Here is an 8,837-nt window from a genome sequence, read left to right as displayed (position 1 = left end):
CGAACGCTCACCATCCACGATGTGGGATCACACTCCGGATTCCGGGTCGGGAATCGATACGATGACCGCATGGTTCCCCATGACGTGAGCGACAAGACGCCGGGCATGCTGCTCGTCGCGCGGCTGCACGTCGACCTGTGCAGGCTGTCCAGCGCGATCTGTCCCGCTGCAGCATGCCCGTGAGCCGCCCGACGGCCTGAGCCGCGGCCCCGAGCTCCACCACGGACGCACCACCCCCAGCGCGGGGGCACAAACGCGCGCCCCACGCCACTCCCCGCTTTCGACAGGAGCCCACGCCATGGCCATCGAGGTCCGCATCCCGACCATCCTCCGCACCTACACCGACGGCGCCAAGGCGGTCGAAGGCAGCGGGGAGACCCTCGCCGACCTCTTCGCCGACCTGGAGAGCCGCCACAACGGCATCCGTGAGCGCATCGTCGACGGCGGCCAGCTCCGCCGCTTCGTGAACGTCTACCTCAACGACGAGGACGTGCGCTTCCTCGACGGCATCTCCACCAAGCTCGCCGACGGCGACAACGTCACCATCCTCCCGGCCGTCGCCGGCGGCATGCGCTGATGCGGTACGACACCCCACTGGCGGCCGTGGGCAACACGCCCCTGGTCCGCCTGCCGCGGCTGTCCCCGTCCGAGGACGTCCGCATCTGGGCCAAGCTGGAGGACCGGAACCCGACCGGCTCGATCAAGGACCGCCCCGCGCTCCACATGGTCGAGCAGGCGGAGAAGGACGGCCGCCTGACGCCCGGCTGCACGATCCTGGAGCCGACCAGCGGCAACACCGGCATCTCGCTCGCCATGGCGGCCAAGCTCAAGGGCTACCGCATCGTGTGCGTCATGCCGGAGAACACCTCGCAGGAGCGGCGCGACCTGCTCGCCATGTGGGGTGCCGAGATCATCTCCTCCCCGGCGGCGGGCGGCTCAAACACGGCCGTCCGCGTCGCCAAGGAGCTCGCGTCCGAGCACCCCGACTGGGTGATGCTCTACCAGTACGGCAACCCGGACAACGCGGGCGCCCACTACGCCACCACCGGACCGGAGATCCTCACCGACCTCCCCTCCATCACGCACTTCGTGGCGGGCCTCGGCACCACCGGCACGCTCATGGGTGTCGGCCGCTACCTGCGGGAACACAAGCCGGACGTCAAGATCGTCGCCGCCGAGCCGCGTTACGACGACCTCGTGTACGGCCTGCGCAACCTCGACGAGGGCTTCGTCCCCGAGCTCTACGACGCATCCGTCCTCACCACCCGCTTCTCCGTCGGCTCCGCCGACGCGGTCACCCGCACCCGCGAACTCCTCCAGCAGGAGGGCATCTTCGCGGGCGTCTCCACCGGCGCCGCGCTCCACGCGGCGATCGGCGTCGGCAACAAGGCCGTCAAGGCGGGGGAGCAGGCCGACATCGCGTTCGTCGTCGCGGACGGCGGCTGGAAGTACCTGTCGACAGGCGTCTACACGGCCCCCACGACGGAGGCCGCCATCGAGACTCTGCACGGCCAGCTCTGGGCCTAGCGGCCCGGGCAGATGCCCGAGCGCCGGACGGGCTGGATCTCCCAGTGCGTCCGGCGCTTTCGGGTGTCAGGAAGGGGAGGGGCTGGCGGGGTGAAAGCCCGCCGCAGGCGCCACCCACCCGCACCGCAGGGCGCACCGCGCCGCAGGAACCCCTCACCCCAGCCCGCGCACCCGGCCCCACACCCCCGGGTCCACCTCGCCCGCCTTCCGGCGGAACCCCGCCACCGCCACGTCCCGCAGCTCGTCCGTCTCCAGGAAGCTCTGCCGCCCCCGCGCATCCCCCACGGCTCCCGGCGGCAGCAGGATCACCCCCGGCCGCTCCTCGTGATGCTTACTGGTGATCTTGGCGACAACCGCCGTGCCACCCCGTACCGACAGCACCAGACACGGCCGGTCCTTCGACCCGGGCCCGTCCTCGTACGGCACATCCGCCCACCAGATCTCCCCGGGCCGCGGCACCGCACCCGGCCGGGGCCGCCGCTCCCGCTCCGGCGCCCGCCCCGGCGGCCGGGTCCGCCCGCCCGGACGTCGCGGCCCACGGCCGCCCCGCCCCCGCGCGTCGGTGACCGTCGCGACGAGAGCCAGCAGGACAACGGCGACCAGCGCCACCCACCACCACGTGTTCATATCCCGACCGTACCGGCGCCCGGAGACACGCGGGCTTCCATCGAACCGGTGACAGCACAGGTGAGTTCCCCCACAACGGTAGGCCGCGGAGGAGCGACCAGCGGTTTCGCGCCTTACGCTCGACGCACCGCACGAACCCTCCCCGTTCCCACGTCTCGGAGGTTCACGCTCCATGAAGCTCACCGTCGTCGGCTGCTCCGGCTCGTTCCCGTCCGCGGGTTCGGCATGCTCGAGCTACCTCGTAGAGGCCGACGGCTTCCGGCTGCTCCTCGACATGGGCAACGGCGCCCTGGGCGAGCTGCAGCGCCATGTCGGTCTCTACGACCTCGACGCCATCTTCCTCAGCCACCTCCATGCCGATCACTGCATCGACATGTGCGCGTACTTCGTCGTCCGCTACTACCCCTTCGACGGCGGACGCCCCGCACCCATCCCCGTGTACGGCCCCGAGGGCACCGAGCAGCGCCTGACCACCGCGCACGCAGACACTCCGTCCGACCACGCGATGGGCGAAGTCTTCGACTTCCACACGCTCAAGTCCGGATCGTTCGAGATCGGCCCCTTCTCGGTCCGTACGGAGAAGCTCTGCCACCCCGTCGACGCCTTCGGTATCCGCGTCGAACACAACGGCCGCGCGCTCGCGTACTCCGGTGACACCGGCGCCTGCGAAGCCCTCGCCGAACTCGCCGAGGGCGCGGACCTGTTCCTCTGCGAAGCGTCGTTCGTCGACGGCAAGGAGGACATCCCGGACCTCCACCTCAACGGCCGCGAAGCCGGCGAGTACGCCGCGGGCGCCGGAGCGGGACGCCTCGTCCTCACCCACATCCCGCCGTGGACGGACGCCGAACGCAACCTCGCCGACGCCCGCGAGGCATACGACGGCCCGGTCGAGCTGGCCGTTCCCGGGGCGATGTACGAGATCTAGGGCTTCCCGTCCGGATCATGCCGGGCGACGGCCACGGGATGCCGGCCCAGGCGGGCTTCCCCTGACCGGACACCGCCCCGGGCCCAGTGGCGGCGAGGTCCTGTCTCCTCACGTGCATGGGCGCGTTCGACCCGCTCTTCGCCACTCACCGGCTCCGACACGTCCCGGACGAACGCGTGGCACGCGCACCGACCGCCCGGACCGGCACGGGCACCGCGCATACGGTCGCACCGGAGGCAGGGGCCCGGACGGTCCGACGCCCGAGCATGCGGAACGGTCTCGTCGCGGGGCACGGGAACGACGAAGGCCCCGCCCCTCGGCGAGAGGGGGCGGGGCCTTCGGTTTCCTGCGTACGGGCGGGGCCTACTTGGCCTCGGCCTTCTGGAGCTCGGCGAGCTCCTCGTCGGACTCGCGGCCCGGCGTCGGCAGGTTGAACTTCGTGATGGCGAAGCGGAAGACCACGTAGTAGACCACCGCGAAGCAGAGGCCGACCAGCACCAGCAGCCAGGGCTTCGTGGCGATACCCAGGTTCAGCCCGAAGTCGACGAGACCGGCGGAGAAGCCGAAGCCGTCCTTCATGCCGAGCGCCCAGGTCAGGGCCATCGAGACACCGGTCAGGACCGCGTGGATCGCGTACAGCACCGGGGCGATGAACATGAACGTGAACTCGATCGGCTCGGTCACACCGGTGACGAACGAGGTCAGCGCGAGGGAGAACATCATGCCGCCGACGACCTTGCGGCGCTCCGGACGGGCACAGTGGACGATCGCGAGGCAGGCCGCCGGGAGGGCGAACATCATGATCGGGAAGAAGCCGGTCATGAACTGGCCGGCCTGCGGGTCACCGGCGAGGAAGCGCGAGATGTCGCCGTGGGCGCCGTTGTACTCGCCGGCCTGGAACCACGGGAACGAGTTCAGCAGGTGGTGCATGCCGACCGGGATCAGCGCACGGTTGGCGACACCGAAGATGCCCGCGCCGACCGCGCCGGAACCGACCAGCCACTCACCGAAGTTGTGCAGGCCCGCACCGAGGACCGGCCAGATGAGCCCGAAGACGATGCCGATGACCAGACCCGCGAAGGCGGAGAGGATCGGGACCAGACGACGGCCGCTGAAGAAGCCCGCCCAGTCCGGCAGCTTCGTCCGGTAGAACTTCTGGTACAGCAGGGCCACGACTATGCCCATCACGACACCGCCGAGCACACCGGCGTTGACCGGTGCGTCGTTCATGACGATCTTGCCGTCCACGACGCTCGCGACCTGCGGCAGGTTGCTGTCCGTGAAGGTGGCGAGCACCTTCTGGAAGACCAGGTAGCCGGTGACAGCGGCGAGGGCCGTCGAGCCGTCGGACTTCTTCGCGAAGCCGATGGCGATGCCGACCGCGAACAGCAGGGCCATGTTGTCGAGAATGGCGCCACCACCGGCGGCCATGTAGCCGGCCAGCTTCGTGATGACGGTCGGGAAGGACTCGCGGCCGAGCATGTCGGCATTGCCGAGCCGGACCAGCAGCGCCGCCGCCGGCAGCACTGCCACCGGCAGCATGAGGCTGCGGCCGATGCGCTGCATGACAGCCATCACGCCTGCGCCCCGCTTCTTCGCGGGTGCCGCCGGAGCGGTATCCGTACTCATCAACTTCCTCCATGGGGCACGGTGCCGCCCAGGTCAGTGATGAGGGGAGGCGGCGACTCGAGGAACGCGGCGGGGAAATACGGCCGCGTGGTCTGGACCACTCAGTGGTGTAGACCAGTTTTAGCACGGTGAGGGTTGGATAAGGAACCTTCATATCCCTCGCATGTGCCGTGTAGTTCCGTCACCACCCTGGGTGACACGGCGAAGGCCCCCGGACCGTCAGGTCCGAGGGCCGCGCGGAGGGCCGAAGAGGCCCTACTTCGTCAGGTCGTCCTCGATCTTCTCCTCCTCCTCGACGGGCTCGCGCCCGGGGGTCTGGAGGTTGAACTTGGTGATCGCGAACCGGAAGATCACATAGTAGATCACCGCGAAACACAGCCCGATCGGGATGATCAGCCACGGTTTCGTATCCAGGTGCCAGTTGACGACATAGTCGATCAGTCCGGCCGAGAAACTGAATCCCGCGTGCACGCCGAGCGCCCAGGTGACCCCCATCGAGACTCCGGTGAGGATCGCGTGCACCCCGTACAGCAGCGGCGCGACGAACAGGAACGAGAACTCGATCGGCTCGGTCACACCCGTCACGAACGACGTCAGCGCCACGGACAGCATCAGACCCGCGACTTCCTTGCGCCGCTCCGGCCGCGCGGTGTGGGCGATGGCCAGTGCCGCGGCCGGCAGCCCGAACATCATGATCGGGAAGAAGCCCGACGTGAACTGGCCCGCCGACGGGTCCTCGGCGAAGAAGCGGGAGATGTCGCCCTGCACGGTCGTGCCGTCGGCCCCGGTGAACTCACCCGCTTGGAACCAGAAGAACGTGTTCAGGAACTGGTGCATCCCGATCGGGATCAGCAGCCGGTTCGCGAAGCCGAAGATGGCAGCGCCCCACGCGCCGAGGTCGATCAGCTGCTTGGAGAACCACGTCAGCGCGTCCCCGACCGGCTGCCACAGCAGGCCGAACAGCACGCCCAGGATCACGCACAGGAACGCCATCAGGATCGGGACGAGCCGGCGCCCGTTGAAGAAGCCCAGCCAGTCCACCAGCTTGGTGCGGTGGTAGCGCTGCCACACGACCGCGGTGAGCAGGCCGATGAGGATGCCGCCCAGTACGCCGGGGTTCTGCGGAACACCGTCGGGGACCGCCTTGGTCACCGAGTCGTCGATGGGAAAGGCCTTCAGGACGCCCCGGTAGACGAGGAAACCGACGACAGCGGCGAGCGCCGTCGAGCCGTCCGCCTTCTTCGCGAAGCCGATCGCGACACCGATGCAGAACAGCAGCGGCAGGCCCAGCTCGCCGTCGAGGATCGCGCCGCCGCCTTTGAGGAGCACCTGCGCGAACTTGTCCCAGAAGGCGCCGTGCAGGGAGGAGTCGAAAAGGTTGCCGAGGCTGACGAGGAGGCCGGCCGCGGGCAGTACGGCCACCGGCAGCTGCAGGCTGCGGCCGACCTTCTGCAAGCCCTGGACCGGCCCGTTCCACCACTTCCGCTGCGGTTGCGCGGCCGCGTTCGAACTCATCGGCATCCTCCCGGAACTGGCCAGGTTTGGCGGTCGTTGCACACTGGTGTAGACCAGTTGCGGTACGGTGCGGAGCCCTGCCGGAAGGCAGGGCGCCGGTGATCGTCATCATTGGGGACTGTGCGGATACCCGCCCGTGAAGTTGGGCCAACCGTGCGTTACCGTGACGAAACGGACCCACGGTGGGCCGCCCCCACACGCATAGACCAGGGAGAAGGACATGGCCAGCAAGGCTGAGAAGATCGTCGCCGGGCTCGGCGGTATCGACAACATCGACGAGATCGAAGGCTGCATCACCCGCCTCCGCACCGAAGTCCACGACCCCAGCAAGGTCGACGAAGTCGCACTGAAGGCCGCCGGAGCCCACGGCGTCGTCAAGATGGGCAACGCGATCCAGGTCGTCATCGGCACCGACGCCGACCCCATCGCCGCCGACATCGAAGACATGATGTGACCGGCTGACCCGGCCGGCCCACCAGGAGTCCACCGCAGGCCCCGCTCCCCGTCCCCCAGCGGCCCCGAGCGGGGCCTGCGGTGCACCCGAACGGACCCGGCCGCCCCAGCCGCTAGGCTCGACGCCATGTCTCGTATCGACGGCCGCACCCCCGAACAGCTCCGCCCCGTCACCATCGAACGCGGATGGAGCAAGCACGCCGAAGGCTCCGTACTCGTCTCCTTCGGCGACACCAAAGTCTTCTGCACCGCCTCCGTCACCGAAGGCGTCCCGCGCTGGCGCAAGGGCAGCGGCGAGGGCTGGGTCACCGCCGAGTACTCCATGCTGCCCCGCTCCACCAACACCCGCGGCGACCGCGAATCCGTACGCGGCAAGATCGGCGGCCGCACCCACGAGATCAGCCGCCTCATCGGCCGTTCCCTGCGCGCAGTGATCGACTACAAGGCCCTCGGCGAGAACACCATCGTCCTGGACTGCGACGTCCTCCAGGCCGACGGCGGCACCCGCACCGCCGCCATCACCGGCGCCTACGTCGCCCTCGCCGACGCCATCACCTGGGCCCAGGGCAAGAAGATCATCAAGCACGGCCGCAAGCCGCTCACCGGCACCGTCGCCGCAATCAGCGTCGGCATCGTCGACGGCACACCCCTCCTCGACCTCTGCTACGAGGAGGACGTCCGCGCCGAGACCGACATGAACGTCGTCTGCACCGGCGACGGCCGCTTCGTCGAGGTTCAGGGAACCGCCGAGTCCGAGCCCTTCGACCGGGCGGAGCTCAACGCCCTCCTCGACCTCGCCACGGGCGGCTGTGCCGACCTGACGAAGATTCAGGAAGCGGCACTCGCCCGTACCCTCGGCGAGTAAAGAAGCAACCAATTACGCACCGCACAGCGTCGTAGCGGGTACGGGCGCACGGGTCGAACCGTGCGTCCGTCCACGTATTCAACCCCCGGGGAGGGACCGTTCCATGGCCTCGCGCCGCCACCACCGCACCGCACTCGCCGTCACGGCCACCCTGCTCACCCTCACCGCAGCAGCCGGCTGCGGAGCCGTCGACAAGGCCCTGGACTGCGTCCGCACCGCCGACGCCATCGCCACCAGCGTCGACAACCTCCAGCAGGCCATCTCCAACGCCTCCAACGACCCGACGCAGGCCTCCGAAGCCCTGGACGAGATCGACAAGGAACTCAAGAACCTCGGCGACACCACGGACAACGCCGACCTCAGCAAGGCCGTCGACGACCTCCAGGCAGGTGTCACCAACGTCCGCAGCTCCGTGGAGAAGGGCGACGCCACCCCCGACATCGCCCCGGTCACCGACGCCGCGACCGAGATCGGCAAGGTCTGCTCCCCGTGATCAGGCGGGGATAATCGACGCATGACGCGCCTGATCCTCGCCACCCGCAACGCCGGGAAAATCACCGAACTCCACGCGATCCTCGCCGACGCAGGTCTCGCCCACGACCTCGTCGGCGCGGACGCGTACCCCGACATCCCCGACGTCAAGGAAACCGGCGTCACCTTCGCCGAGAACGCCCTGCTCAAGGCCCACGCCCTGGCCCGCGCCACCGGCCACCCCGCCGTCGCCGACGACTCCGGCCTCTGCGTCGACGTACTCGGCGGCGCCCCCGGCATCTTCTCGGCCCGCTGGTCCGGCACCCACGGCAACGACCGCGCCAACCTGGACCTGCTCCTGGCCCAGCTCGCCGACATCGACGCCCCCCACCGCACCGCCTACTTCGCGTGCGCGGCGGCCCTGGCCCTCCCCGACGGCACGGAACGCGTGGTCGAAGGCCGCCTGACGGGCACCCTGCGCCACGCCCCCTCGGGCACGAACGGCTTCGGCTACGACCCGATCCTCCAGCCGTCCGGCGACACCCGCACGTGCGCGGAACTGACCCCGGCGGAGAAGAACGCCATCAGCCACCGCGGCAAGGCGTTCCGAGCGCTGGTGCCGGTGGTGCGGGAGCTGGTGGGCTGAGGCGTGCAAAGAGGGGCCGCCCTGGTCGGAACGGCCCCTCTTTGCATTGGTGCGGCCGGTGGGATTCGAACCCACACAGGATTTCTCCCAGATGCCCCTAAAACACCCGCCGATACCAGTTTGGCTACGGCCGCATACGCGGGACCATGATACCGGGCTCGGCGTTTTCACGGCACAGC

General features: G+C 69.3%; 11 protein-coding genes and 1 tRNA gene. 8 read left to right on the top strand and 4 right to left on the bottom strand.

The features are described from left to right. Nucleotides 1-69: 69 nt before the first annotated feature. From ACFWBQ_RS06775 to ACFWBQ_RS06765, 3 genes are all read left to right on the top strand, one after another. Entirely contained in the window at nucleotides 70-183 is a 114-nt protein-coding gene (locus ACFWBQ_RS06775; protein WP_329210556.1) for a putative leader peptide, read from the top strand. 115 nt (nucleotides 184-298) lie between these two features. Beyond that, entirely contained in the window at nucleotides 299-577 is a 279-nt protein-coding gene (locus tag ACFWBQ_RS06770) for a MoaD/ThiS family protein (RefSeq protein WP_329210557.1), read from the top strand. Further along, nucleotides 577-1,527: a PLP-dependent cysteine synthase family protein gene (locus tag ACFWBQ_RS06765; RefSeq protein WP_385484862.1), complete on the top strand. Its 951-nt coding sequence runs from the start codon at nucleotides 577-579 to the stop codon at nucleotides 1,525-1,527. Before ACFWBQ_RS06770 ends, ACFWBQ_RS06765 begins: the two co-directional genes overlap by 1 nt. Nucleotides 1,528-1,680: 153 nt before the next feature. Here ACFWBQ_RS06765 and ACFWBQ_RS06760 read toward each other — a convergent pair whose 3' ends face one another. Continuing rightward, entirely contained in the window at nucleotides 1,681-2,154 is a 474-nt protein-coding gene (locus ACFWBQ_RS06760; RefSeq protein WP_385484860.1) for a type II toxin-antitoxin system PemK/MazF family toxin, read from the bottom strand. Between the two features lie 172 nt (nucleotides 2,155-2,326). Here ACFWBQ_RS06760 and ACFWBQ_RS06755 point away from each other — a divergent pair, with 172 nt between their 5' ends. After that, nucleotides 2,327-3,079, top strand: coding sequence for an MBL fold metallo-hydrolase (locus ACFWBQ_RS06755; protein ID WP_385484858.1), 753 nt, complete (start codon nucleotides 2,327-2,329; stop codon nucleotides 3,077-3,079). 363 nt (nucleotides 3,080-3,442) lie between these two features. Here ACFWBQ_RS06755 and ACFWBQ_RS06750 read toward each other — a convergent pair whose 3' ends face one another. Together ACFWBQ_RS06750 and ACFWBQ_RS06745 are read right to left on the bottom strand one after the other, a co-directional pair. Then, the gene (locus ACFWBQ_RS06750; RefSeq protein WP_385484856.1) at nucleotides 3,443-4,708 is read right to left on the bottom strand and encodes a PTS transporter subunit EIIC; all 1,266 of its coding nucleotides are present in this window, start codon (nucleotides 4,706-4,708) and stop codon (nucleotides 3,443-3,445) included. Nucleotides 4,709-4,963: 255 nt separating this feature from the next. Further along, nucleotides 4,964-6,223, bottom strand: coding sequence for a PTS transporter subunit EIIC (locus ACFWBQ_RS06745; protein WP_385484854.1), 1,260 nt, complete (start codon nucleotides 6,221-6,223; stop codon nucleotides 4,964-4,966). A 220-nt stretch (nucleotides 6,224-6,443) separates the two neighbouring features. Between ACFWBQ_RS06745 and ACFWBQ_RS06740 the strand changes: the two genes are divergently transcribed. From ACFWBQ_RS06740 to rdgB, 4 genes are all read left to right on the top strand, one after another. Further along, a complete protein-coding gene (locus ACFWBQ_RS06740; protein ID WP_385484852.1) occupies nucleotides 6,444-6,677 on the top strand; it encodes a glucose PTS transporter subunit EIIB in 234 nt (77 codons plus the stop codon). Between the two features lie 126 nt (nucleotides 6,678-6,803). Then, nucleotides 6,804-7,541 (top strand): ribonuclease PH, encoded by a 738-nt coding sequence (rph, locus tag ACFWBQ_RS06735; RefSeq protein ID WP_385484850.1) that lies wholly within the window; start codon nucleotides 6,804-6,806, stop codon nucleotides 7,539-7,541. Between the two features lie 103 nt (nucleotides 7,542-7,644). Next, nucleotides 7,645-8,034 carry a hypothetical protein gene (locus ACFWBQ_RS06730; protein WP_385484848.1) on the top strand — a complete coding sequence of 130 codons (390 nt, stop codon included), beginning with the start codon at nucleotides 7,645-7,647 and terminating at the stop codon, nucleotides 8,032-8,034. A gap of 21 nt (nucleotides 8,035-8,055) precedes the next feature. Continuing rightward, the gene (rdgB, locus tag ACFWBQ_RS06725) at nucleotides 8,056-8,658 is read left to right on the top strand and encodes an RdgB/HAM1 family non-canonical purine NTP pyrophosphatase (RefSeq protein ID WP_385484846.1); all 603 of its coding nucleotides are present in this window, start codon (nucleotides 8,056-8,058) and stop codon (nucleotides 8,656-8,658) included. A gap of 47 nt (nucleotides 8,659-8,705) precedes the next feature. Here rdgB and ACFWBQ_RS06720 read toward each other — a convergent pair. Then, nucleotides 8,706-8,792 (bottom strand) — tRNA-Leu (locus ACFWBQ_RS06720). Between the last annotated feature and the right edge of the window lie 45 nt (nucleotides 8,793-8,837).

Source organism: Streptomyces sp. NPDC060035, from assembly GCF_042736635.1.
Classification (GTDB): domain Bacteria; phylum Actinomycetota; class Actinomycetes; order Streptomycetales; family Streptomycetaceae; genus Streptomyces.
Note: the sequence above shows the minus strand (reverse complement) of the source record. Positions and strands in the feature narration are given on the sequence as shown.

What these genes read in the sequence shown, in the direction of transcription:
- ACFWBQ_RS06775 (WP_329210556.1), top strand. Translation starts at nt 70, where the DNA reads ATGGTTCCCCATGACGTGAGCGACAAGACGCCGGGCATGCTGCTCGTC.
- ACFWBQ_RS06770 (WP_329210557.1), top strand. Translation starts at nt 299, where the DNA reads ATGGCCATCGAGGTCCGCATCCCGACCATCCTCCGCACCTACACCGAC.
- ACFWBQ_RS06765 (WP_385484862.1), top strand. Translation starts at nt 577, where the DNA reads ATGCGGTACGACACCCCACTGGCGGCCGTGGGCAACACGCCCCTGGTC.
- ACFWBQ_RS06760 (WP_385484860.1), bottom strand. Translation starts at nt 2,154, where the DNA reads ATGAACACGTGGTGGTGGGTGGCGCTGGTCGCCGTTGTCCTGCTGGCT.
- ACFWBQ_RS06755 (WP_385484858.1), top strand. Translation starts at nt 2,327, where the DNA reads ATGAAGCTCACCGTCGTCGGCTGCTCCGGCTCGTTCCCGTCCGCGGGT.
- ACFWBQ_RS06750 (WP_385484856.1), bottom strand. Translation starts at nt 4,708, where the DNA reads ATGAGTACGGATACCGCTCCGGCGGCACCCGCGAAGAAGCGGGGCGCA.
- ACFWBQ_RS06745 (WP_385484854.1), bottom strand. Translation starts at nt 6,223, where the DNA reads ATGAGTTCGAACGCGGCCGCGCAACCGCAGCGGAAGTGGTGGAACGGG.
- ACFWBQ_RS06740 (WP_385484852.1), top strand. Translation starts at nt 6,444, where the DNA reads ATGGCCAGCAAGGCTGAGAAGATCGTCGCCGGGCTCGGCGGTATCGAC.
- rph (WP_385484850.1), top strand. Translation starts at nt 6,804, where the DNA reads ATGTCTCGTATCGACGGCCGCACCCCCGAACAGCTCCGCCCCGTCACC.
- ACFWBQ_RS06730 (WP_385484848.1), top strand. Translation starts at nt 7,645, where the DNA reads ATGGCCTCGCGCCGCCACCACCGCACCGCACTCGCCGTCACGGCCACC.
- rdgB (WP_385484846.1), top strand. Translation starts at nt 8,056, where the DNA reads ATGACGCGCCTGATCCTCGCCACCCGCAACGCCGGGAAAATCACCGAA.